This is a genomic window from Pseudomonas sp. TE3895, assembly GCF_056278855.1.
Map to the genome: position 1 here is coordinate 3,160,222 of NZ_JBWBQE010000001.1, position 25,071 is coordinate 3,185,292.

At 56.7% G+C, this 25,071-nt stretch carries 18 protein-coding genes; 17 read left to right on the forward strand and 1 reads right to left on the reverse strand.

All coding sequences use genetic code 11. The features are described 5' to 3' along the window. Positions 1–344: 344 nt before the first annotated feature. The 16 genes from ACZ889_RS14245 (at position 345) to ACZ889_RS14320 (ending at position 23,474) form a co-directional block, all read left to right on the forward strand. The gene (locus ACZ889_RS14245; RefSeq protein WP_476257479.1) at positions 345–761 is read left to right on the forward strand and encodes a hypothetical protein; all 417 of its coding nucleotides are present in this window, start codon (positions 345–347) and stop codon (positions 759–761) included. Positions 762–819: 58 nt separating this feature from the next. Then, positions 820–1,083: a PAAR domain-containing protein gene (locus ACZ889_RS14250; protein ID WP_476257480.1), complete on the forward strand. Its 264-nt coding sequence runs from the start codon at positions 820–822 to the stop codon at positions 1,081–1,083. A gap of 2 nt (positions 1,084–1,085) precedes the next feature. Continuing rightward, positions 1,086–2,318 carry a hypothetical protein gene (locus ACZ889_RS14255; protein ID WP_476257481.1) on the forward strand — a complete coding sequence of 411 codons (1,233 nt, stop codon included), beginning with the start codon at positions 1,086–1,088 and terminating at the stop codon, positions 2,316–2,318. Between the two features lie 9 nt (positions 2,319–2,327). Further along, positions 2,328–5,687: an ImcF-related family protein gene (locus ACZ889_RS14260; protein ID WP_476257482.1), complete on the forward strand. Its 3,360-nt coding sequence runs from the start codon at positions 2,328–2,330 to the stop codon at positions 5,685–5,687. A gap of 519 nt (positions 5,688–6,206) precedes the next feature. After that, positions 6,207–8,675, forward strand: coding sequence for a type VI secretion system Vgr family protein (locus ACZ889_RS14265; RefSeq protein WP_476257483.1), 2,469 nt, complete (start codon positions 6,207–6,209; stop codon positions 8,673–8,675). Positions 8,676–8,692: 17 nt separating this feature from the next. Beyond that, on the forward strand, positions 8,693–10,960 hold the full coding sequence (locus ACZ889_RS14270; RefSeq protein WP_476257484.1) for a hypothetical protein: 2,268 nt from the start codon (positions 8,693–8,695) through the stop codon (positions 10,958–10,960). 21 nt (positions 10,961–10,981) lie between these two features. After that, positions 10,982–11,998, forward strand: coding sequence for a formylglycine-generating enzyme family protein (locus ACZ889_RS14275; protein WP_476257485.1), 1,017 nt, complete (start codon positions 10,982–10,984; stop codon positions 11,996–11,998). A 72-nt stretch (positions 11,999–12,070) separates the two neighbouring features. Next, positions 12,071–12,346 (forward strand): PAAR domain-containing protein, encoded by a 276-nt coding sequence (locus ACZ889_RS14280; protein ID WP_476257486.1) that lies wholly within the window; start codon positions 12,071–12,073, stop codon positions 12,344–12,346. Positions 12,347–12,419: 73 nt separating this feature from the next. After that, on the forward strand, positions 12,420–13,553 hold the full coding sequence (locus ACZ889_RS14285) for a hypothetical protein (protein ID WP_476257487.1): 1,134 nt from the start codon (positions 12,420–12,422) through the stop codon (positions 13,551–13,553). Positions 13,554–13,572: 19 nt separating this feature from the next. Beyond that, entirely contained in the window at positions 13,573–16,887 is a 3,315-nt protein-coding gene (locus tag ACZ889_RS14290) for an ImcF-related family protein (RefSeq protein WP_476258018.1), read from the forward strand. After that, positions 16,884–18,470 carry a type VI secretion system protein TssA gene (gene tssA / locus ACZ889_RS14295; RefSeq protein ID WP_476257488.1) on the forward strand — a complete coding sequence of 529 codons (1,587 nt, stop codon included), beginning with the start codon at positions 16,884–16,886 and terminating at the stop codon, positions 18,468–18,470. Before ACZ889_RS14290 ends, tssA begins: the two co-directional genes overlap by 4 nt. Before the next feature lie 23 nt (positions 18,471–18,493). Next, complete coding sequence (gene tssF, locus ACZ889_RS14300; protein ID WP_180690133.1) at positions 18,494–20,263, forward strand: type VI secretion system baseplate subunit TssF; 1,770 nt, start codon at positions 18,494–18,496, stop codon at positions 20,261–20,263. Then, complete coding sequence (gene tssG, locus ACZ889_RS14305) at positions 20,227–21,324, forward strand: type VI secretion system baseplate subunit TssG (protein ID WP_033726714.1); 1,098 nt, start codon at positions 20,227–20,229, stop codon at positions 21,322–21,324. Before tssF ends, tssG begins: the two co-directional genes overlap by 37 nt. Further along, positions 21,305–21,841: a type VI secretion system lipoprotein TssJ gene (gene tssJ / locus ACZ889_RS14310; protein ID WP_004576431.1), complete on the forward strand. Its 537-nt coding sequence runs from the start codon at positions 21,305–21,307 to the stop codon at positions 21,839–21,841. The genes tssG and tssJ overlap by 20 nt, the downstream gene beginning before the upstream one ends. Positions 21,842–21,845: 4 nt before the next feature. Next, entirely contained in the window at positions 21,846–22,286 is a 441-nt protein-coding gene (gene tssE, locus ACZ889_RS14315) for a type VI secretion system baseplate subunit TssE (protein WP_004576432.1), read from the forward strand. A gap of 21 nt (positions 22,287–22,307) precedes the next feature. Next, the gene (locus ACZ889_RS14320) at positions 22,308–23,474 is read left to right on the forward strand and encodes an OmpA family protein (RefSeq protein WP_004576433.1); all 1,167 of its coding nucleotides are present in this window, start codon (positions 22,308–22,310) and stop codon (positions 23,472–23,474) included. A 72-nt stretch (positions 23,475–23,546) separates the two neighbouring features. On the opposite strand, the gene ACZ889_RS14325 is transcribed toward ACZ889_RS14320, so the two are convergent. Then, positions 23,547–24,293, reverse strand: coding sequence for an enoyl-CoA hydratase-related protein (locus ACZ889_RS14325; RefSeq protein ID WP_064493055.1), 747 nt, complete (start codon positions 24,291–24,293; stop codon positions 23,547–23,549). A gap of 116 nt (positions 24,294–24,409) precedes the next feature. On the opposite strand from ACZ889_RS14325, the gene ACZ889_RS14330 reads away from it, so the two are divergent. Then, on the forward strand, positions 24,410–25,054 hold the full coding sequence (locus ACZ889_RS14330) for a TetR family transcriptional regulator C-terminal domain-containing protein (protein WP_004576435.1): 645 nt from the start codon (positions 24,410–24,412) through the stop codon (positions 25,052–25,054). Positions 25,055–25,071: the final 17 nt, after the last annotated feature.

Here is a 25,071-nt window from a genome sequence, read left to right on the forward strand (position 1 = left end):
TGAATATCGGATCTTTGCTATAGCGAATTCGCCGAAGAGTGTTAGGGAGCACAGGCTCACGCGAAGGCAGCAGTTTGAGTTGTTTTATATTGTTTATGAGAGGCTTAAGAAAAATGTAATTTCTACATCAATGAGGTAGCGAGGTTATGGGTCCTTTCATTGGGGCTCGCTTGACTCTAGAGGTCAGAATGTCGTTGTTGATCTAAAATATATGGGGTTGTAACGATAAAAGTAGACCTTTCGTGTAGGGGCAATATTGCTGCTTTGAGGGCTGTATTGGAAGTTGGAAGTAACTGGTCTAGGGTTTCTGAGGATAGGTATCGGAGAAGGGTGAGGTTTTTGCAATGAAAACGCGTTCGTTGTTATTGTCATTGCTGATTGTTTTGTCGGGTGCGGCTGGGGCAAAGGAGCTTGATTATGGCTTGGTGCTTACTGCTGGTACGGGTGTGATCGATGGGCGAGTAGTGCGTTATCTGACCGTGTTTAAAGAGCCTTGCCTGATTGTGCAAAATCTCGTTCCGGGAGACGTGGGGTCAGTTGTGAACGAGTCCAGGATATGTGGGCTGTCCGGAAGGGGTTTCAGTGAGGATTTTGCGGATTTTAGTTTTGAACGAGGAGTCTTTGAGAAGGGTGGGTTGTTTTTTGAAGTGATTGCTTCGCCCGTAAAGCCTATTGGTGAGAAGAAACTATATTGCGAGGTTAAATTTTCCGGTGCGTCGGCGGATCATTTGTCTTGCAAGAGTGCTCAGGGTGAGGAATGATTGCGCTGTTTAATTTTTCAGGCTGCTTTCGTGGGATAATTTTTGTTTGGGGGTAGCAATGAAAGGGGTGGTTCGGATAAGTGATAAGAGTTCCGGTGGTGGGACTGTGCTTAACGGTTCTAGTTCAATGCGATTCAGCGGTGTTGGAGTTGGCCGCGTGGGAGATGAAGTTGATTGTCCAATTCCTGGGCATGGCAGGACTGTAATTTCAGAGGGAAATGCAGCCTTTAAAGATAACGGTGTTCCCGTCGCATTTGATGGTCATCGCTGCGCGTGTGGTTGCGTTCTGATTTCGTCGATGCCCAATGCTGGTGCGAGCTAGATATGCCTGGCGAACTTGATCGAATGCCGCCTGCTGCGGTTCAGCCAGAACGCCCTCGCATATGGCTTTGGCTATATTTGCTTGCCGTGGTGTTGATCATTGCGTTCGCTGGAGTGATTCTATTTTCGGAGGCTGCTCTGCATGAAACATCGTTAGAAGCATGGGGCACTGCTTTAGGTATTTCGTCTCTCGGATGGGGCGTAGCGTGTTGCGTTCGGCTGCTCTATTACCTAAGTCAACAGCGAAGTGCCGATGGCTGGGATGCTGCACGTGCATTGGACTTTGACAGCAAGCTCCGCCAGGGACGCCGTAGTCTCCAGGTTTGCGCTACCAGCGTGTACACCGCTCTACGTCTTGAGCAAATGAAGGAAAGTGAGCAGGCCGATGCCATCCTCAAGGGCGCCTCTGCACTAAAGGCTCAATCATGCAGGATGACGGGCGCCACGGTGCGGCATTCCCGTTTGCCTGGTGATCTGAACGAGGACACTGAACGCGCGCTGTTGAATGTACTCACGCAGGTGCTCGGAGATCTGGCTCCTATGTTTGCTGAGCTGCCTGACGATGTTCAGGTCGCATTGGCTGTCGAGGTTGCAACTCCTCTGCGAAAGGATCGGTTGGCCGATGTTTGGAAGATGGCTTGGGTCGAATCGGGCATCCGCCAGCCTCTTCAGCTTTTCGCTTGTACCGGACTTGATGCAGTAGATCAGTGGCTGGACCGGCGCAACGACGATACGGCGGTACTTCTGGTGATGGCCGTAGTGTTGGCACCTCAGGCGCCACTCGGCACGGCGGAATCAGCTGTTGGATTGCTGCTGAGCAATCCCAGCGCTTACCCCTCAATGGCATCAGTTGCCACATTACACAGGCCAGAGCAATCGCGAGACGACACCCCCGAGGCGCTGCTTCGCGCTGTTCACCAGTGCTTGGATTGGGTGCCCATCGAGGTGGCTGCAGTCGAGCATCTATGGCGAGCAGGCGTTGAACAGAAACACCAGCGAGCTGTGACATCCGTTCTGGGCAGGGTCGAGCTGTTAGCTCTTAAAGATAAGCAGGTCCACAACCTGGATGCCCTGCTTGGCTATCCCGGAACGGCAGCACCCTGGTTGGCAATCGCTCTGGCTGCGCAAGCCGCGCAACGTAGTGCCGGAGCTCAATTAATTCTAAGTGGTGGACACGGCGCTGAGACGCCGCTGTGGGGAACGGTGGTGACGCCTGTTCAGCCGCTTGTGAGGTAGGGCTTTGACATGCAATTTAGGCGGACGTGGTTGTTGGCTGTTGTGCTTGTCATTGCATTATTGGCCCTCGTCATCATCGGTTCAGTGCTGTGGGTGCGTCCGGGCATGGCAGTGACGCTATTTGATAGCGCGTCAGGTGGCGGCGGAGTTCTGATAGCGGCGCTGGTCGCAATGCCAGTATTGTTGTTGGTAGTCGCTTACCTGGTCTTCGCTCGTCACTCGGGCGCATCGGCATACTGGAGTCATGCAGGTCAGGGTGAATCTGCTTTAGAGGGTGACGCACAACAGCAGGCCACTGCCTATGATGTGCCTGCGACCGATATCACGTCAGCGTGTATGCACCTTCGCGAGCAGTACGGTTGGCTGTGGTGGCGAAGGGTTCGTTTGCTATTGCTGGTTGGGGAGCCCACCGAGGTAGAGGCTATCGCGCCAGGTTTGGTCGATGGGCACTGGCTGGAAGGGCGAGGCACCGTGCTGCTTTATGGCGGAAGCGTTGCAACGGCGCTAGACACTCGGCTGCTGGACAAATGGCAACGGCAGTTCGGTTGGCGAGGTATTGACGGACTCGTTTGGGCGCTGAGAGATCGTCAAACCGACGACCGCATTTCAATGAGTACCAGTGTTCGCCAGCTGCGAGACATAGGCCGCTATTTTGGCAGGGCATTGCCGCTGCACCTGTGGCAGGTTTGCGGCAGTGAATGGGAGCAGTTAGAGCGTGATGTGACAGCGATTGGTTGTACGCTGCCTACCCGAAGACCTGGCGTTTGCTGGGATGAACGTGTGGGCGGTCTGCAGCACAGATTGCGCGAGCAGGGGTTAGCACAGATGCAAAAGCATGTGGACCATGACTTCCTGCTGCGACTCGCGCGTGATCTGCTGGGCGACGGCGCATCACGTTGGCGCGGTGTATTGGAATCCTTGTCAGGTAGGGCCGTTCGGGGTATCCAACTCCGGGGCCTCTGGTTCAGCCTGCCAGTTCGGCGAACTTCCCCCAAGGTGCTTGAGCACCATTGGCCTGAAGATCCTGCTTGGTCTGGAATTCTCAGTGACCATTCTGCCCGATCTCGCAGACTGGGTTGGCACCCAGTAAGAATCGTCTACACCTCCGCGCTCGGGCTTGCAGCTGTCTGGGGCATTGGCTTGTTGGTTTCATTCACCAGCAACCGTGTCGAAGTCGGCCGAGTGGAAGCTGCGTACCGAGCGCTACAACAGCCCGAGGCCGCTAGTGATTCAGCGCACGCCCTGGCCGAGCTGGTTCGCGAAATGTCCCGCCTGAGCTACCGCAGCGAGCACGGAGCCTCCTGGTACCAACGCTTTGGCCTGAACCGCTCCGATGACCTGCGTGAGGCGGTGTGGCCGCTGTATGTCGAGGCCAATGACCGCCTTCTTCGGGACCCGGCCGCATCCGACTTGGAGAGACAACTCACCGCGCTGGTCAAGCTCGCACCGGGTAGCCCGGCCCGCGCCGAGAGAGCGCAGCAGGCCTATGATCAGCTCAAGGCCTACCTGATGCTGGCCCGCCCGGAAAAGGCCGATGCAGATTTCCTGGTCGATAGTGTGGGTGCAAACCAGCCTGCCATGTGGCGGTTCTATGCTGAGCATTTGCCTGATCATCCGGAATGGGCGATCAAGGCCAATCCCAGACTGATTGGTCAGGTTCGCCAGGTGCTGCTCGGCGAGTTGGGGCAGCGCAACGCGGAAGCCACGCTGTACCAGCACGTCCTCGACACCGCCGCGAACCACTATCCGCCCATGGGCTTGCAGCAGATGGTCGGTGACACTGATGCGACCTCCCTGTTCACCAGTCGCGAGCAAGTCCCCGGAGTGTTCACCCGCGAAGCTTGGGAGGGGCAGGTACGTTCGGCCATTGATGACGCCGCTAAGGCGCGTCGTGAAGAGATTGACTGGGTATTGAGCGACAATGTGGGTGATGTCGGGGGCGAGCTGAGCCCTGAGCAACTGAAAGCGCGGCTGACCGCGCGCTATTTCCGGGATTACAGCAGCGCTTGGCTGGCCTTTCTCAATAGCCTGCGCTGGCAGAAGAGTACCACTCTGCATGATGTGATCACCCAGCTGACGGTGATGAGCGATGCACGCCAGTCGCCTTTGATCGCCCTGATGAACACCCTGAGTTACCAAGGGCAGGCGGGTGTCCGTGGCCAGGCTTTGGCTGACTCACTGATCGAATCGGCGCAGAAGCTGGTGGGGCAAAAAGCAGCACCGATGGTTGATCAGCTGGCTCAAGTGCCTGGCGGCCCACTCGACAGCACGTTCGGCCCGCTGATGGCCTTGCTGGGCAAAGATCCCGAAGGCCGATCCGGCAGCGACCATTTAAGCCTGCAAGCCTTCCTCACACGCGTCACCAGCGTGCGGCTGAAGTTGCAGCAGATAACCAATGCCCCAGACCCGCAGGCCATGACACAAGCGCTGGCGCAGACCGTGTTTCAAGGCAAGGGCGTCGATCTTACTGACGCGCAGTCCTACGGCAACCTGATTGCCGCGAGCCTGGGCGCCGAGTGGGGCCCTGTGGCCCATGCGTTGTTCGTGCAACCACTGGCGCAGGCCTGGCAGCAGATCCTGCAGCCATCATCGGCAGGCCTCAACCGGGATTGGCAACGCGCCATCGTCGATGAGTGGCATGGTGCATTCGACAACCGTTACCCCTTTGTTGCCTCCAGCAGTGATGCATCCCTGCCCATGCTCGGGCAGATGATTCGCGCCGACTCCGGGCGCATCGAGCAGTTTCTGCACCAGCAGCTCAATGGGCTTGTGCGCAAAGAGGGGAGTCGCTGGGTGATCGATCCCCGCCAGAGTCAGGGCTTGCGCTTCAACCCGGCCTTTCTGGAGGCAATCAACCAACTCAGCCAATTGGCGGATGTGCTGTACACCGACGGCGGCATGGGCATGAGCTTCGAACTGCGGGGCAAACCCGTGCAGGACGTGGTGCAGACCAGCTTCGTGCTCAACGGCGAGAAGCATCATTACTTCAACCAGCGTGAGCGCTGGCAGCGCTTTCGCTGGCCAGGGCAGGGTGACCACCCGGGCATCAGCCTGACCTGGACCAGCGTGCATGGCGGAGAACGGCTGTATGCGGACTACCAGGGTACCTGGGGTTTGATACGCCTGCTGGAGGAGGCCAATGTCACCCCACTGGATGACGGCGACAGCCGTTTTCGGGTGGTGCTAAGTGCGCCGGACGGCCTCGGCCTGACGTGGCACCTGCGTACCGAGCTGGCTGAAGGCCCGCTGGCATTGCTCAAGTTGCGCAGCTTCCGCCTGCCCCGGGACATCTTCCTTGTGGACGATGCGCATTACGCGCAGAAGGGAGGCCCGCGATGCTGTAGTGCTGGGCACATTAACTCTAAGTGATGAGCATGGCCTTGCTTCGGCGCTGTGGAGCGCATTGTTAACGTATGTTCGGCCGCTTTAGAAGTAGGCTTTTTGCATGCAGTTTAGACGGAAGATTTTGTTAGCCGTTGTGCTTCTCAGCGGGCATTTGATTTTGTAATTTATGTAGGCTATTTCCCGCATCTTAAGGCAACTCGGTGAATGCTTGATTCTCCCTCCATGATCGTTGGTTAATTTGCTAATGCCAGGGTATGAGGTCGCCTGAGTTTAATTGTCATGAGTGAGTTTTGTAGGAAGTTTCCGAATTATTCCTAAAGGGTGGCGGACGTTAGAAAAAATTGCCATCGTTGCAAGGGGTGCATTGCAGAGTGCTCTATCAGACGTAGCGCTGTTCATTTGAGTCTCTGTCAACACGGCTCTACGCAGGTTGATTCACCGGCATCAGTTTGAACTTTTCGATGAACACAGCGCAGCGTTGTTGGCTGCCGCGAGGGCCTGATCTTGGCGAAGCCATTACTTAGTTTCACCCATAATCATTACATGCTTGAAATCGATGAACTGGACGACGTCGAACTCGATGTACTGTCGTTCAAAGGTGAGGAATGGCTGAGTCAACCGTTCAAGTATACGGTGGCGTTTACCTCTTCCACGCAGGATATTGATGTCGCCAAAGTCCTCGGGAAGGACGCCAGTTTTCAGATGGGGTCGTCAGATCAGACACCGGCCAATGCGATCTCTGGGGCGGCGTCACGCACGTTGCATGGTGTGATCACGGGTTTCAAGCGCCTCTCCAGCTCCAAAGATGAAGCCCGTTATGAGGTGACCCTGCAGGCTCGCTTGGCGCTGCTCAGCCGTGGCAAACAGTACCGGATCTACCAGCACCAGTCGGTTCCAGAAATCGTCGAGAGCATCTTGCGCAGCCGCCACCAATTCGAAGGTCAGCACTTTCTGTTCGACCTGGCTCGCGAATACCCCAAGCGTGAACAGGTCATGCAGTACGGTGAAAGTGACCTTGCCTTCATCAGTCGCCTGTTGGCAGAGGTGGGCATTTGGTACCGCTTCACGCACAACGACAAGCTGTTTATCGACGTTGTCGAGTTTCACGATCACCAGCAACATTATCAGTTCGACGTCAGTCTGCCGCTCCGCCCCCTGTCTGGCCTGACCAGCAACGGCCAGGATGGCGTCTGGGCGCTGCAGGTCAGCCATGAGGTGGTGGAGCAGCACATCAACGTTCGCGCCTATCACCACCGCGATGCGGCGGCTTTCCTGGAGGGGGACGTAGATCACAGCCGGCATGCGACGACAACCTATGGTGAGGGTTACCACTACGGCGAACCCTACACCGCGCTGGGTGACGCAATCGCCCAGGATGAGGACCTGGAAAGCGAGAGTGGCTACTTCTATGCGCGCCTGAACCATGAACGCTTCCTCAATGGGCACACCCGCTGCAGTGGCATCAGCAGCAGCGTCGCACTCGCTCCGGGGCAAGTGGTTACGATCACTGATGGGGCACCCCAAGTCTTCGAGCCTGGAGTCGTCATGACGCATTTGACCGTCGAGGCTGCTCGGGACCGTAGTCTGGAAGTCACCTTCGAGGCGATTCCCTACTCAGAGTCGATATGCTTTCGACCTCCATTGCCGAACAAGCCGCAGATCGCCGGGACGGTACCAGCGCGGGTCACCAGTACTCAGCAGAACGACCCCTATGGCCATATCGACCTGGAGGGTCGCTACCGGGTGAACTTTCTGTTCGATCGGGACAATTGGAAAGCGGGAGAGGAGAGTGTCTGGCTACGGCTGGCACGACCTTACGCCGGTGACACGCATGGCCTGCACCTGCCGCTGATCTGCGGCACCGAAGTGGCAGTGGCGTTTGAGCAAGGCGACCCGGACCGGCCCTACATTGCTCATGCCTTGCACGATAGCCAGCCCCCCGACCATGTCACGCTGCGCAACTACAAACGCAACGTGTTGCGCACACCCGCGAACAACAAGTTGCGCATGGACGATACGCGGGGGCAGGAGCACGTCAAGCTCAGTACTGAACACAGTGGTAAGAGCCAGCTCAATCTGGGGCATCTGGTCGATGCCGATCGCCGGCCTCGCGGGGAGGGCGCGGAACTGCGCACCGATGGGCATGCCGCGATCCGTGGCGGCAGTGGCATCTTCATCAGTGCTGATGCTCAGCCTCAAGCCCAAGGGACAATGCTGGAGATGGGAGCAGCGTTGGCTCAGCTCAATAACGCTCTGGCATTGGTGAACGCACTGGCGCAAAGCGCAGCTGTGTCGGGAGCATTACCAGCTGATAATCAGGCCCAACAGAGCCTGCGGGAGGCATTGGCGCGGCTCAAAGATTCGGGACTCCTTGCCTCGGCACCTGCCGGGATAGCTATGGTTACACCTGCAAACATCCAACTATCGGCAGAAAACTCTATTACAGCTACGGCTGGTGATAGTGCTGACTTAAGCCTATTCAAACGTTTTAGCGTGGCCGCAGGTGAGGCAGTCAGTCTGTTCGCCCAAAAGTTAGGGCTCAGATTAATTGCGGCTCGTGGCCCTGTGGACATTCAGGCACAAAGCGATGCGATGACGTTACAAGCAGACAAGGAACTTGCTTTAAATAGCAGTAATGGCGAGATCGTTCTCAATGCCCAACACGGCATCACCCTGGTTAGCAGAGGTGCCTATATCAAGATAAAAGACGGATCTGTTGAGATCGGTGCCCCGGGTGAACTGCATATCAAGAATGACAATATCGCTTGGGGAGGCACTGCCTCATTGGAGAAGGCCCTGGCACCGATGATTCTGGAAGATCCTGTTTACAGCAATCCCATGCAAGGTGGCTTTCAAGTTAGAGATAAAGTCAGTGATAAGCCAAAACCTTACGTACGGTACCGAATTGAAGCTGCCGACGGCAGCGTGCTGAGAGGCATGACAGATGGGAATGGTTATACACAATCCCACTATGGAATTGATCTTCAAAGCATAAAGTTATTCTTTGAGTAACTTCGGAGTGATAGGAAATGAGCGGTGCGGATATCTCAGTAGCAGAGAGCAGGGTTTGCAAAAGTAAACCCGTTGTAGTGGCTCATCATCAATCGGTACAGTGTTATTTTTGTCCGGAAACCGAAGAGTTGGTTTTTATTGCTGACAGTGAGGCTGCAGAGTTTGAGGCGCATTGGAAGGAAATGCAACAGTGCGTAAATGATTTTCATCAGGAAAAAATTAATTACTCCGTTGCAATTGAAAAATATGGAATTGCTGCAGAAACCACAGCAGCGCCTGAGGCGTCATTTCATGACGCTGTAGTGCGAGCTGAGGAAAATTTGGAGTTGAAGCGAAAAGAATTAAAAGAAAAAATTGGTGAGTTTTCTACCCAGGACATGAAATATAGTGATGTTGTGGAGCTTGTTCCTGTTAGTGGCCAGTCTGCTAAAAGAAAAGCTGGTGAGAAACGAGCGCCTGTAGTTTATGTAAAAAAAGGTTACTACAGTAAAGGCAAGGATGGCAGAAAACTCCATACTGTGTCGTTGAAAAGTAGTGACAAAAAAGGCGGCGCTGAAAGTATCTTTGAGCGACGCAGTGATGGAAAAATCCGACGCATAGACGACAAGAAGCTTAAGCGGCAGCTTGCGGGATTGAATTGGCCAAAAATAAAAATTGATCTGAAGGATGTTGTTAAATGGGCAGGCCTTGGTTTTGATCCTGAGGCGCTGAGTATGGATTGTTCACTTTTTGACTGGGCGGATAGCTGGAATGCTGCCGCACAAGGTGAGGCAACGTGGGGGGATCATATTGACTTTGAGGGCGGAGCACAGTTTATGCGCTTTGTTTCCAATTTCGGCGCAAATGTTGAAATTGATCCACGTAAGCAACAATTCTCCATCAAAGGAGAGGGTGGCGGCAGCTTGACTGCGGCTGCCGGCATAGCGTCCTTTTCAATTTACGCCCCGGATCGCATCGGATGGGCGCTTACAGTTAATCCCTCTGATGAGAACGAGGTCCCGTTTGATTTAGGGATGATGCGCTTAAGTTTGAACGTTCGCTTGGCCGCATTTATTGGAGCGACGCTTCAGGTGGAGGCTCTATTCCAGGTGGTCAGGAGTGGTGACCAGCAAACCGTCATGGGCCAACCTGGTCGTTTGAGACCTTTCAGTGAAAGAAAAAGCAAAGCTTATGATTTTCATAAGCAGATGAACAGTGAAGATGAAGGGATACAACTTTCGGCAGAAGCTTTTGCGGGTGCGAGGGCGGAAGGAACACTGACGGGATCACTGCAATGGTTAAAGCCGACAGCGGCAGGGGAAACAAATGGCGGTATACTGGAGACTACTGGAGAGTACGTCGATTTTTGTAAAATAGGACCCAGTATTGCAGGGTTGGCGGGGGCGGGTGCCGGCTTGAGTTTTCATTGTACTTTTATTAATGGGAAGTTTTGTTTTCATTTTGCAGCCTCTCTATGCAAAGGGGTAGGTGCCAAAGGTGGCTTTATTTGTGAGGTGGATGGCAATACCTTTCTGGAGTTTGGTGCTTGGTTGATTTATCAACTGAATGAAAGGAATTATGGTTTTTTTAGAGTCATGGATAAGGCCGCATTTAGAGTGTATACGAACTATTGTGTTATGCAAATGGAGGTCGTTGAAACTAATGTATATGAGTATTACTCATCCGCAAAAGAATCGATTGAGAAAATTGCAGATGATTTCAAAAACCAGGTTGGTGAATTGGCTGGTGAGACAAAGAGGAGTGTTGATGCTTCGAGACGACGGAATCAGTTAGCTAAGAATGTTATCACTCGACAGTTAGATTTGTTGCGCTACACACCTGAAGCTAAGGGTATATTGCTTTATCTTCTAACGCGTCATGGTAAGTGGGACAATATAGATCCAGGAAACATAGAGTTTTTCGATCGCTACGGTGAACGAAAAGAGGCGGTGCTTTGTGTGCTTAGAAGTATTCAGAGCAAGCCGGAGTGGCGTAAAGTATTGTCTCGTGTCAATGCGCAAGGGAATGGCCCATCAGAGGGATACGATGAGTTGGACGCCGTCGAGCGGCATGAGCGAAGCTTGGTGGAATTTCTTAAGTTAGGGAGGGATCGAGATAGAGAGTTATATGAAATAAAATATAAGCGAAGCGAATTGGCCATAATTTATGATCGGTTGAAGGAGTTTGGTTCTTCTGGTTATGCGCTCGCTATGAATGATACAGTCTATTATAAGCTAAACGTTGGTCGTAATCCGAATTACCCGCGACGCTGCAAGTTTGGTCCTTGTAGTGCGGATATTGTCTGAGTAAACCTAATTGGAGTGGTCGTGAAAATTTTTAAGGTGTCTATATTTTGTTTGGTTTTTTTGAGTTTGTCAGGCTGTGACCAGTTGGCGAACGGAGTTGATCATAAGGAACTCGGGATAACGCCGATAGAGATGAAGAATTTTATCGAAGAGGTAAAAAGGGACTTGGTGTTTGTTGAGGGTGGTGAATATTTGATGGGGGATTATGGCTTACAGTATGGGTCGGAGCAAATGTCTTATGATAGTGATGAAGACAGTCGGCCAGTACATAAGGTAAAGTTGAGCACCTTTTCTATTGCAAGATTTAAGATCTCAAATAAAGAGTTTGAGATGTATCTTAAAAGCAGTGGTCTTAAGTTGCGTTCTTTTGAGGTAGGGGGAATACAGGAAAAGTGGAAGAACATTCATTCTTTACCTGATTTGCCAGCGCATATGGACTGGTATGAAGCCGACCGCTATTGCAACTGGCTGGCTAAAGTGTCCAATCTTCCTTTCTCATTACCCACTGAGGCCCAGTGGGAGTACGCGGCACGCAGCCGCGGGCAGTTTTTGATGGTGGCCACTGATGACGGTACTTATAAGCAGACAAATGATGGTTTTACTAAATATGGGGGAGGGCCGAAAGGAGTTAACATTTCTACTTATCGAGATCGTGAGGATTTTGCTAGACAAATGGGGTGGAGCACGGAGGGGCTTACGCCCTTGCCGGTAAACAGGTTTCCTCCCAATCCGTTGGGCCTTTATGCCATGTCGGATAATGGGCTGGAGTGGGTTAAGGATTGGTATGACGAAAATTATTATCAGTACTCCCCTGAAATTGACCCCCAGGGGCCGGAAACACCAGTGACCAAGGACTACTATGGCCGGGATACAAAAGTTACACGTGGTCAGGCATATGCCAATCCCAGCTGGGGAGGAGGAGTGAATGTGCACAGAACCCCTGAGAATCCGCATGGTTATGCATCCGAAGATAAAATGATTGTGTTGGGCGACAAAACGGCGAGGTGTGTTGTTAACAGTGACAATCGGATTGAGTAATGGTGGGCTCTAAATTTCAGGGGGTATTTAAACATAGGCTGCCTGAAAGGCGGGTGATGATCTTATTTTTGAGTGCTTAATGATACGCGCGGAGTTATTCGTGTTGGCGACAAACTGTCTTCGGGAGGCAAGGTACTTGCCGGCACCCGTGGGTTGAAATTTATGCAGCTTGATGTCGCTTGCGTAGGTGATGCTGTTTTTTGTCCAATACCTGGGCACGGCGTGAATGAAATAGCAGAGGGGGATACGGGTTCGAAAGTTAAAGGTCGGCCCATTGCTTTAGACGGTCATTGCTGTTCCTGTGGTTGTGAGTTAATCACGTCGCTTCCTCAAGCAGGTAGGCTGTGAGATGGCAGTTGACCTGAACTCATTACCCGAGAGGCGATTGCTACCCCGGCAACCTCGGCACTGGCGGTGGGGTGTGGTCATCTTGCTTTGTTCGCTCATAATTGGCGGGTTGATGGTCCTGCTTTGGCGGGTGGGCAGTTGGCATACATCATTTTGGTTGTGGATCTGCGCATTATTAGGAGTTTTGATTACCGGGTTATTGTTCTACGCACTGCGTTTGTTGGCGTACGAGAAACATCGAGATTATATAGAGAGTTGGAATGAGCGTCGCGATGAGTTGGAGCGGTCACTCATTCGGCGCGGCCAGCGTACGGTTGCCGTATTGGCCGTATCCTATTGTTCCGGGGCGGGTAATAATAGACTTGCTCAGGCCCTGCGTTTGGGTAGTAAGCCCCTCCAACCTATTTATCTGGAAGGACAAGCCTTGACAATGCGGTTGAGTCAATTAAAGCCGTGGGTGCAAAATCACTCAAAGTCCGAATACGCTAAGCGTTTACATGGATTTTTACAACAAGTTGTACGTCGGTTGGAGTCTGATTTAGAGATCGGGGCGCGCAGTCTTGCTGTGGATGTTCGTATTAGGCATAACCAAGTGCTTTGCAATGAAGAGCTTCTGTCTATTTGGTCTGCAGTTACCACCAACCACCGTTTAACTGATAACGTGGTCTTTGCAATGGACGATGATGGCGTAATGTGGCTGGACACGTGGTTGGATGCGCCGGAACGACATCAACTGTTAATGTCCGTTGAAATTAATCTTTTTCTAAACCCCGTTGCTGAACAGGCCGAGACCGTGACAGCTGTGTTGTTGGGCTCTTCGCAGTGGTGTAACACGCAAAAAATTGATTCGATCGCCCTGGTTCATCGCCCTGTCCAACTTGAGTGCGCTGGTCGCTCTATCAAGGATGCAGTTACGGATGCATTTCTTTGGGGGCAACTGCGTGCCGGAGAAGAAACGTACTTCAGTTGGCAGGCTCAGGTGCCTGGTGACGTTTTACGTGAGACAAGTATCGCTGTGAATGCAGCACGTTTCCCTTTTAACGTGGCCAGGTGTCATCGATTGGATGATTCGTTTGGTTTACCTGGATGTGCAGTAGGTAATGTCGCATTAATCGTTGCTAGTGAGTGTGCCAAGGCGGAGGACGGTCCGCAGGTGGTCCTGCTACACGATGCCTCTGCTCAAATTTTTATTGTCCGGCCTGCATGAGATCTTGAAATAGGGATTGATCGTGAAAAAGAAGAGAATCAGCGTCTGGATAGTGATCCTGTGTTTGCTCGTTGCGGGTGGGGTATTGATCTGGGTCGATAATCCCGTAGTGCAGGTGAGGAGTGAGACTGCACGCTTGCAATGGACAGCAGTGTTGTTGATCGGCTGTTTGATATTTCTCTTTCTCGATGGCGTCGGCGAATTGGCTATCCGAATGTTGGGCGCGAGAGATTTTATTGCTCTGATGGGACAAAAGCTCGGAGTCAACCGGACTCGTTCGACTGGCAGTAACGTGGTTTCTAATGCTGAGGATCCTTTCGGCGTACCCGAGTTGAGGGCGCATTTGAAGGGACGCTACGGCTTCTTCTGGCGGCGCAAAATTCGACTGTTGTTGGTGGTCGGTGAGTCTGAGCAGATCGAGGCGATTGCCCCTGGGTTGAGCGAGCAGCGTTGGCTGGAAGGGCAAAACACCGTGCTGCTGTGGGCCGGCAGCATCCAAGGTGAACCGCAAGACGCGTTGCTTTTGCAGTGGCGCGGCCTATGCCGCAACCGTGCGCTCAATGGGGTGGTCTGGGTGTTGAACAAAGACCAAAGCAATAACGTGAGCGCGATGAACGATAGCGTTCGTCGTTTGCAGAATCTGGCCAAAACCCTACGCTGCCAATTGCTGCTGCATGTGTGGCAGGTCTGCGACAGTATGTGGCCGCAGCACGCGCGCGAAATCGGAGCGGTAGGCTGCATGCTCCCGGTACCATTATCGCCAGTGCGGCTCGCCGACCACTTAGGCATGCTCGCACAACCCTTACGTGAGCAGGGTCTATCGCAGCTTCAAAAAGACTCTGATCATGATTTCTTGCTTCGATTGTCACGCGATGTTGCGATCGAGGGTGTCTCCGGATGGTGCGCTGCATTGTCCGCGCTGTTCCGGCGACGCGACGTTTGGTTGCGTGGAGTGTGGTTCAGCTTACCGCTGCGACTCCAGAACAACCTTCGCGTGGATCATCACTGGCCTGCAGACCCAGCATGGTCAGGGATCCTCAACGATCGCTCCGCCCGAGCCCGGCGACTGGGTTGGCACCCAGCCAGAGTCGCCTACGTTTCTGCGCTCGGCCTCGCTTTCATTTGGGGCATCGGCTTGCTGTTGTCGTTTGCGAGCAACCGTGCCGAGGTCGGTCAGATAGCGGCGGCGTACAGCGCTTTGCAGCAGCCTGTAGCAGGTACAGACACTAAACAGGCACTGGGTGAGCTGGTACGCGAACTCTCCCGCCTGGGCTACCGATCAGAACACGGCGCACCGTGGTATCAGCGCTTTGGCCTGAGCCGGTCGCACGAGCTGCGTGAAGCGGTGTGGCCCCTCTATACGCAGGCCAATAACCAGCTGCTCCGTGACCCAGCCGTAGCTGAGCTGGAAAAACGGCTCAAGGCGTTGGTCAACTTGCCTCCGGCGAGCTCTCAGCGGACACAGCAGGCTTACATCTACCTCAAAGCCTATCTGATGCTGGCGCGCCCAGAAAAAGCCGATGCTGCTTTCCTGGCCGAGACCTTGGGCGCTGCCGAACCGGCATTGTGGACATTCTACGGCCAGCATCTGCCCGAGCACCCTGACTGGGCGATCAAGGCCAATCTCAGGTTGATCGCCCAAACACGCCAGCTGCTGCTGCGTGAACTGGGTCAGCGAAACGCTGAAAGCAGCCTGTACCAGCAGGTCCTCGACACCGCGGCGAACCACTACCCGGCGTTGGGTTTGCAACAGCTGGTCGGCGACACCGATGCAAGCGCTCTGTTCGCCAGTGCTGAACAGGTCCCCGGTGTATTCACCCGCCAAGCCTGGGAAGGGCAGGTTCGTGCAGCCATTGAAGACTCGGCGCAAGCCCGGCGCGAAGAGATCGACTGGGTACTCAGCGACCACCCCAACGACATCGCCAAGGCGCTGAGCCCCGACCAGCTTAGGGAGCGGTTGACCACCCGCTACTTCCAGGATTACAGCAGTGCCTGGCTAACCTTCCTCAACAGCCTGCGCTGGCAGCAGGGCCATGGCCTGCGCGATGTGATTGCACAGTTGACGCTGGTGAGTGACGTGCGCCAGTCACCATTGATCGCCTTGATGAACACGTTGAGCTACCAGGGCCAGGCCGGCGTTCGTGGCCAGGCCCTGGCCGATTCCCTGATCGAATCCGCGCAGAAGCTGGTAGGGCAAAAAGCAGCACCGATCGTCGATCAACTTCCCCAAACACCCAGCGGCCCGCTCGATAGTACCTTTGGCCCTTTGATGGCTTTGCTGGGCAAGGACACTGAAGGGCGATCAGTCGATGGCCGCCTGAGCCTGCAAGCCTTCCTCACGCGGGTCACCGGTGTGCGCTTGAAGCTGCAGCAGGTGGTCAATGCGCCCGATCCCGAGGCGATGATGCAGGCCGTGGCACAGACGGTATTCCAAGGCAAAGGCGCGGACCTGACCGACACCCAGGCCTATGGCAACCTGATCGCCGCCAGCCTCGGCGCCGACTGGGGGCCGGCGGCCAATACGCTGTTCGTGCAGCCGCTGGATCAGGCGTGGCAACAGATTCTGCAGCCGTCGTCGGCCGGCCTCAACCGGACCTGGCAGCGCGCGATCGTCGATGAGTGGCAGGGCGCTTTCAGCGGCCGCTATCCCTTCGCCGTCACCAGCAGTGACGCCTCATTGCCCGTGCTGGGGCAGATGATCCGCGCCGACTCCGGGCGGATCGAACAGTTTCTGGCACAGCAACTCACGGGGCTTCTGCGCAAGGAAGGCAGCCGCTGGGTGGCCGACGCGGGGCAGAGCCAGGGGCTGCGTTTCAACCCGGACTTTCTCACCGCGATCAACCAGCTGAGCCAGTTGGCCGATGTGCTGTACACCGATGGCGGTATGGGCTTGAGCTTCGAGCTGCAAGGCAAGCCTGTGCGTGATGTGGTGCAGACCACCTTCGTACTCAACGGTGAAAAGCACCACTACTTCAACCAGCGAGAAAGCTGGCAACGCTTTCGCTGGCCCGGGCAGGGTGATCATCCGGGTATCAGCCTGACGTGGAGCAGTGTTCATACCGGCGAACGTCTGTTTGCGGACTACCAGGGCACCTGGGGGCTGATTCGTTTGTTGGAGCAGGCCAACGTCACGGCGTTGGATGACGGCGACAGTCGCTTTCGGGTCGTGCTGGATGCGCCAGATGGCCTGGGCCTGACTTGGCATTTGCGCACGGAGTTGGGCGAAGGGCCGCTGGCGCTGCTCAAGTTACGCGGGTTCAGCCTGCCGCGAGAGATCTTTCTGGTAGAGGGCCGTGATACCCCGCAGTACACGCACAATGGGGGCTTCGAATGAGCCTGAAAAGCCTGATCGAAAGCTGTTTGTCCACCAGCGAGCCACTGGTCATTGCCCGCAAACACAGCGAATCCTGGGAGCCTTGGCTAACGCCCATCAGCGGTGATGCACCGGTGGGAGAGGACCCGGGCTACGACGACGATTTCCAGCGCATGCGCGAAGAGGTCAACAAACTCTCCGGGGCGGATGTCGACCTTGTGGCCCAACTGGCGCAGAAGCTGCTCCAGCAGTCCTGCAAAGACCTTCGTGTTGCCACCTACTACCTGTGGGCACGCTTGCATAGGGACGGTGAGTCCGGCTTGGCAGATGGCCTGAGTTTGCTGGCGGCGCTGATGGAGCGCTATGCCTGCGACATCCTGCCGGCGCGTCCCCATAGCCGCAAAATGGCCCTGGAGTGGCTTGCCGGCAGCAGGGTCCTGGCAAGCCTGTCGCTGTACCCTCAGGTGGTCAAGGCTGAAACTGAGCGAACGGTGGCTGCGCTGGTGTGGTTGGAGCACGGCTGCAGCAACTGGCCCGCAGACCAGCGACCGCGGCTGGACGCCTTGTACGGCGCCCTCAGCAATAGACTCGCTATGTCGGGAGGTGTTGATGCAATCGTCCCGCAGACCAGCAGTGACTCACCGCCGAGAAGTAGCGCCCCTGGCCCGAGCACATCACCCATCAAGTCCGGTCGCGATTTGCTGGACAGTGGCCGGGGCTTGGCCAGCTACCTGCGTGAACAACCAGAAGGTTGGCTGGCAGCCCATCGGCTGATGAAGAGCCTGCGCTGGGACACCGTGCATCAGGTACCGCCCCAAGACGCACAGGGCATTACCCGGCTGGCACCCCCGCGCGGTGAATACCGTGCCCAGTTAAAACGCCTGCACGTGCAGCAACGCTGGAGTGAGTTGATCGACCAGGCCGAGCGGATGTATGCCGAGGGCGTCAACCATTTCTGGTTGGACCTGCAATGGCATCTGCATCAGGCCTTGAGCAAATCACCCCATCCGCACAGTAGCTGGGCAGCCATCGTCAAACATGACCTGAACATGCTGCTGCAGCGCTTGCCTGGGCTGGACATGCTGTATTGGAACGATGGCTCGGCTTTCGCGGATGAAACCACACGCGAGTGGATCAACCAGCACGTCAGCGACAGCCGCTCCGCGCAATGGCTGCCTGCTGCAGCCTCGGCAACCACCACGGCAACCTGCGAAATCCTTGCGCTGGAACCTGAGGCACTGGCGCAAGCCGATGCTGAGGGTGTCGAGCAAGCGCTGGCGTGGCTTGCAAAGCGGCCCGATACGCAGGCCGGGCGGCAACGCTGGTTGCTGCGCCTGCTGATGGCCCGGGTGGCCGAGCAGTACGGCAAGGCCGAACTGGCCATTCATTTGTTCACTGAACTGGATACCACCGCGCACCACCACGCACTGACCGACTGGGAGCCAGAGCTGATCTTTGAGGTCAAGGCGCGGTTGCTCAAGCTGCTGCGTTTGAAAGCCCAGCGCAACGATGCCGATCGGCCAGCCCTGGCGCGGCAGATGGAACAACAGCTGGCGGCGCTGGTAGCCATTGACCCGGTACGCGCTGCGGTGCTGTGCAGCTAACTCACATTGATCAGGATCTTGTTTTGAGCAAGGACAACCCAACCCTACGGTACTTTGATGCCGAGATGCGCTACCTGCGTGAAGCCGGTAAAGAATTTGCCCAGGCGTTTCCGGACCGCGCGGCGCAGCTGAACCTGAATAAACCTGGGGCGCAGGACCCCTATGTGGAGCGCCTGTTCGAAGGCTTCGCGTTCTTGATGGGGCGCCTGCGCGAAAAACTGGACGACGATTTGCCCGAACTGACCGAAGGGCTGGTCAGCCTGCTCTGGCCACACTACCTGCGCACTATCCCCTCGCTGGCAATCGTTGAGCTCATGCCTGATGTCAGCCAGATGAAAGGCACCGAATCCATTGCCAGGGGGTTTCAGGTGTTGTCTCAGCCAGTGGGTCCGCAACGTACCCGCTGCCGCTACTCCACGACACAGGACCTGCCGCTTCAGCCGCTCACGCTCGACACCGTGCGTCTTGATCACGAGCCTGATGGGCGCGCGGTGCTGCGTTTGCGTTTCTTGTGCGGGGAAATGGCAGATTGGAGCCGGCTGGATCTTGCTCAGATACCGCTGTACCTGAACGCCGATGCCGCATTGGCCAGTGCACTGCATCAAGCACTGACTTTGAAGGTACAGGCGTTATATGTGCGTATGCCGGGCGAGGCAGAACGCCAAACACTTGAAGGCCATTTCAAGCCCAAGGGCTTCGCCGATGATGACCGTCTTTGGCCCAAAGGTGATAGTGCGTTCAGCGGCTACCAGCTGCTGCTTGAGTACTTCACCTTCCGCGAGAAATTCATGTTCGTGACGCTGTGCGGTTTGGAGTCGTTGTCATTGCCACTGGGCGCTACTTGGTTCGAGCTTGATGTCGTGCTGTGTGAAGCATGGTCGCATGCCTTCACGCCCAACGAGGAGCACATCCGTTTACACGCGGTCCCCGTGATCAATTTGTTCCCGCTGGATGCGGACCCGCTCAACCTGGACCCGCTGCAGAACGAGTACCTGCTTCGCCCGATGCGGCTGCAGGACGGGCACACGGAAATCTATTCCGTGGACAGGGTGTCCGGTTCCAAGAACAGTGTCCGTCAGGACTACGTGCCTTTCAGCAGCTTTCGCCACAAGGGTGGCATGCTCCGCGATGAAGCCCCCGAGCGGTATTTTCATACCCGCCTCAGGCAGGGCGCCAATGGTCTTCATGACACCTGGCTGATCCTGGGCGGGGAAGGCTTTGACAAGGATGTGCTGCTCAAGCGCAAAAGCCTGTCACTGCGCCTTACCGGGACCAATGGCCAACTGCCGCGCAAGGCCCTGCGCAGTACATTGCTCGACGCGGCCGCGCAATCCACCCAGGCGGGGCTGCAGGTGCGCAACCTGACCTCACCCACGCTGCCATGTTATCCGCCGAATCGTGACCGGTTCCACTGGCGGGTACTGAGCCACCTGGGCTCGAACTTCTTGCCCATGCTCAATAGTGCTGAAGTGCTGCGTGGCACGCTGGCGTTGTACGAGTGGACGGGTAGCGAAACCAATCGCCGTCGCTTGGAGGCCATCGTTGAGGTCAAGCATCACCTTATCCAGCGGTTCGAAAAAGGGTTCTTGCTGCGCGGCGTGGATATCGAGGTGACGCTCGACAGCAATGGTTTTTCGGGGGAGGGGGACATCTGCCTGTTCGGTGAAATGCTCAGCCGGTTCTTCGCGCTGTATGCCGACATTCACTTGTGCACGCAACTGACGTTGATCCTGCAACCGACGGGGAGGTGCCTGCGATGGAGCGAACATCACAGTCAGCGTATTCCAGGCTGAAGGCAGAAGGGCTTTTGCAGGTGCTGGAGGGGCAGGTTGCCTCGGCCAACGTGTATCGCGTCTGCCAGTTGCTCGAGCAGGTACTGGTCGATCACCCACCGCTGGGCAGTACCGCACACCCGGTTGATGACGGGGTCCGCTTTCGGCCCGACCCAGGCATGGGCTTTCCCGCCAGTGAGCTGAAGGCCATAGAGTTCGACGACGCCTGTCCCGAACGCCCTATTACGATACGAACTCGGCTACTTGGTTTGTATGGTGTCGATTCGCCGCTGCCAACGGCCTACCTGGACGACATCGCCCAGCGCCGTGAGGGCCACGAAGCTGTAGAGGCGTTTCTCGATATCTTCAACCACCGGGTATTCACCCAGTTCTATCGGATCTGGCGCAAATACTCGTATCCCGCCACCTTTGAGGCGGGCGGTAGCGATGCGACTTCACAGTGCCTGTTGGGCTTGATCGGCCTTGGAGTACCCGGTACTGCCGAGCGTATCGCCACGCCCATGTCTCGCTTTTTGGCATTGCTCAGCGTGATGCGCTTGCCGACCCGCAACGCTGAGGGCATTGGCGCGTTGGTCAAGCTGCTGGCGCCGAGCACGGAGGCACATGTCACCGGGCATTGGCCGCAACGTGTCGTGCTTGAGCGACCAGCCAGCCTGGAAACGAAAAGCCCGGTAAGTCTTTCCCAAGGCATGCCGCTAGGCGCTGTCGGAACGGATGCGAACAGCCAGTTGCGCCTGTTGCTGCACACCAATGATCCGGAAGAGGCGCGCGAGTGGCTTCCTGGGGGGCAGTTGCTGCTCGACTTGCGGGTGCTGCTGGAGGTGTACCTGGGGTGGCGCTGTACGGCCAAGCTACAGCTGTCGATTCCGCTGCGTCTGCTGCCCGTGCCGGTACTGGGCCGTGCGCAAGTCAGGTTGGGAATGACGGCAGTACTGGGGTTGCCGACCGGTGAAGAGGCTACAGCCAACACCGACACCATCACAGTCAACCTGGGCCGCTATCAAGGCCTACAACTGAATCCTTGCGACAGGGAGGTATCGCATGTGGCGTACCGCTTCTAAACGCTTCACGGTCGTGGCGCTGGTGACACTGCTGGGCGGCTGCGGCCTCACCCAGAAGGTTGTGGAGGGTACGGCTTCCACGGCCCGTGCGGTTTTCTACAAGCAAGTCAAAACATTGCATCTGGATTTCACCGGCCGGTCAGCGATGAATACCGACAGCATGGAGATGAGTGGGTTGTCCGTTTCGGTGCTGGTGCGTGTCTACCAGTTGCGGGATCACAAGGCTCTGGACAAGGCAACTTACGACGATCTGGTCAGCCACGGCGAGCGCGTGCTGGGGGGCGACCTGTTGAGCGAAAAAGCCGTAGTGGTCAAACCTGGTGAGGCGGCTCAGCTCAGCACGCCTTTGCATAGGGAGGCTCAGTACATTGCCGTGATTGCGTTGTTCCGAAATCCGGACATGGAGCAAGACGCGTGGCGTTTGACCTTGCAGCGTGATGACCTCGATCCGGACCAGCCCAGGGTTGTCGAGTTGGGTGATAACCGCTTGAAGTTGCGGCCGCGCAGCGAGGACTGAGCACATGATCGAACCAAGCCCTTCGCTTTACGAAACGCTGCTGCAGAATTTCAGCGGCGAGTTGGAGCTGGATCGGGTCAGTGATGATGATCAACTGACGCTTTCGGTTCTGGACAACCTTCAGCGCATTCTAAACAGCCGGGCCGGCACACTCGCGCATCTGCCGGACTATGGCTTGCCGGATATGGGCACGGTTCTTCAAGGGTTGCCGGCCTCGGCCCATGGTTTGATGAATGACATCGTGAGCACGTTGCGCAGGTATGAGCCGCGGCTCGCAGAAGTACGCATCGAGCTGGTGCCGCAGCGACGGCCCGGCCATTTGGAATACGCACTCGATGTACGCATCAAGGGCGGTGGCCGCGCCACCTTTGGGACCACGCTTGCACCTGACGGGAGGGTGGTTGTACGTCACCTGAAACAGGAAGGCTATCTCGCCAAGCTATAGACCTACGGACAAGGAGGCCAGATGACGGCGCTTTTTGAAATGCGGATTCGCTTGGGCGGCGACCCAGGCAGTTTTGATGAGTTCAACGTGTTGCGCGGCGAGTTGGCCAAGCTTGATCATCCTGCGTGTCCTGACGTTGACTGGGCAAAAGTTGAAGCGTTGTGCTTGAGGCTCTTCGAACGGAACGGGGTGGAGCTGCAGACCGCAGTGTCCTTTATCCTGGCGCGTAGCTACCGTACGGGGCTCGCTGGTTTGACCGAGGGGGTGGCATTGCTCGCCACTCTCACGGACGAGTGGCCGCGCTTGTGGCCGGTGCAGGCTTCAGCTCGGATCGAGCTCATCGCCTGGTTGTTTGCTCAGCTACATCCCCTGGTTCGAATGCTGGAATGGGGCGGATCGAGTCTGGCGACGCTGAGGGAACTGATCGTTGAGCTGGGGCGGCTTGAGCACCGTTTGGAGCGGCTTGGCCATGCTTCCTTGGCTTCGCTGAAGGTGTTTCGACAGCAGATCAGTAGCGTGATGCAGCGGATGTCGGGAAGCAGGGACGTGCCGATGCCGCTTCCGTTGCAACCATGGGCATCACCAGCCGAGCCAGCGCTTAGCCCTCCGATCGCTGCGGTTGTCTCAGCACCACCGACTTACACCTTTGTAGTTGAACCAGCGGCGCAGAAACGCGCGGTGTTGCCGTGGTTGCTGACACTGACGGTCACCAGTGTCTTTGTGGGGTGGCTGGGCTGGCAAGAATGGGCATCCAGGCAAGTCAAAGAGCCGCCCACGCCTGAGCCGATCCAACTCGACAGTCTGAATCTGTTTGATCCGGGCAGTGCCGAACTGAAGCCCGGTTCAACCAAACTGCTGATAAACGCACTGGTTGGCATCAAGGCTCAACCGGGTTGGCTGATTGTTATCTCCGGGCATGCGGATGCACGGGGTGACGCGGCCAAGAATCTCGACCTGTCCCGTGCCCGTGCTTCAGCCGTGCGCGACTGGATGCAACGGATGGGGGATATCCCGGACAGTTGTTTTGCTGTTCAAGGTGTCGCGGCCAGCCAGCCGGTCAGCAGCAACCACACATTCGATGGGCGGGCGGAGAATCGTCGTGTGGACATCCGGCTATTGCCGCAGAGCAGTGCGTGCGGGGGGGAGAGCGATGACATTCGCGTTGAGCCGCGTAGCGATAGCATCTAACCCCAATATCCCGTCGATGCCGCCGCTCCCTTTCAGCGCGGTCTTGTGCCGCGAAAGGGTCGAGTCACCCTTTCAATCCTTGATCATCCCTCGCAGCACTGCCCGCGCTTCTTCAGTACGCAAGCATTCGATGAACAGTCGGCTTTCCCGCGCCACCGTGGCCTCCAGCTCCGCCCGCTGGCTGTCCTTGAGCAGCCGCTTGCTGATCCGCAGTGCCGCCTGCGGGTAGCCTTGCAGCTGCCGCGCCAGCGTGCGGGCAGCGTCCAGGCACTGTTCGCCGTTTTCATGCAGCTCATTGGCCAGCCCCCAGGCCAGCATCTGTTCGCCATCCAGCAATGCATTGGTCAGCAGCAAGCGTGCCGCCCGGGCCTGGCCAAGCACACGCGGCAGCAGCAGGCTGGAACCAAACTCCGGGCACACACCCAGCGGCGCGAAAGGCATGCGCAGCTTGGTCGAGCGGCTGACCAGCACCTGGTCGCAGTGCAGCAACAGGGTGGCCCCGATGCCGATCGCCGCACCACTGACCGCTGCGATCAGCGGCTTGTCCAGGCCCATGACCACCCGCATCAGGCGGAATACCGGGCTGTCCAGGTCGCTGGGCGGGTTGTCGAGGAAGTCGCGAAGGTCGTTGCCAGCGCTGAAGCAGTGCGGCCCACCGGTGATGATGATGGCATCGACAGCGGGGTCTTCACCTGCCGCCAGCAATAGGTCGCCCAGCAGCTGGTACATGGCAGTGTTCAGGGCATTGAGCTTGTCGGGGCGGTTGAAGGCCAGGGTCAGCAGGCCTTGGTCCAGCTCGCGTGTGATCAGGTCGTTCATGGCAGCCGCTTTTATTGTTGTGAGGGGGCCCTGACGGGCAGTGGCGCTTAGGGTTTATCACGCAGTCCGGCTTGTTGTACAGTCGTTCAGTCCAGCCCCTAACCAGAGACCCACCGATGACTCAGGAAGCCCGCTACCACCGCATGCTGCCGGAATTGCGCAAAGCCAACCTGGTCGAGGCGACCCTGGTGTGCCTCAAGCGCCATGGTTTCCAGGGGGCTTCGATCCGCAAGATCTCGGCTGAGGCCGGGGTCTCGGTCGGGCTGATCAGCCACCATTACGCCGGCAAGGACGAACTGGTGGCAGAGGCTTACATGGCCGTCACCGGTCGGGTGATGGGCCTGTTGCGCGAGGCCATGGCCCAAGCTGCGCCCAATGCCCGCGAGCGGTTGTCGGCGTTTTTCCGTGCCTCGTTCTGCGCCGAGCTGCTCGACCCGCAATTGCTCGATGCCTGGCTGGCCTTCTGGGGCGCGGTGAAGACCGCCGACGCGATCAACCAGGTGCACGACCACTCCTACGGCGAGTACCGCAACGAACTTGGCCGGCTACTGGCCAGACTGGCCGAGGAGGAGGGCTGGCAGGGCTTCGATGCCGACCTGGCGGCCATCAGCCTGAGCGCCTTGCTCGACGGCCTGTGGCTGGAGTCGGGCCTGAACCCCGGCACCTTCACCCCCGAGCAGGGCGTGATCATCTGCGAGGCCTGGGTCGACGGCCTGCAGGCCGGTGGCCGGAGGCGCTTCAGCCTGTCCGAGGGCTGTTGATCACCTGTTCAGTAACG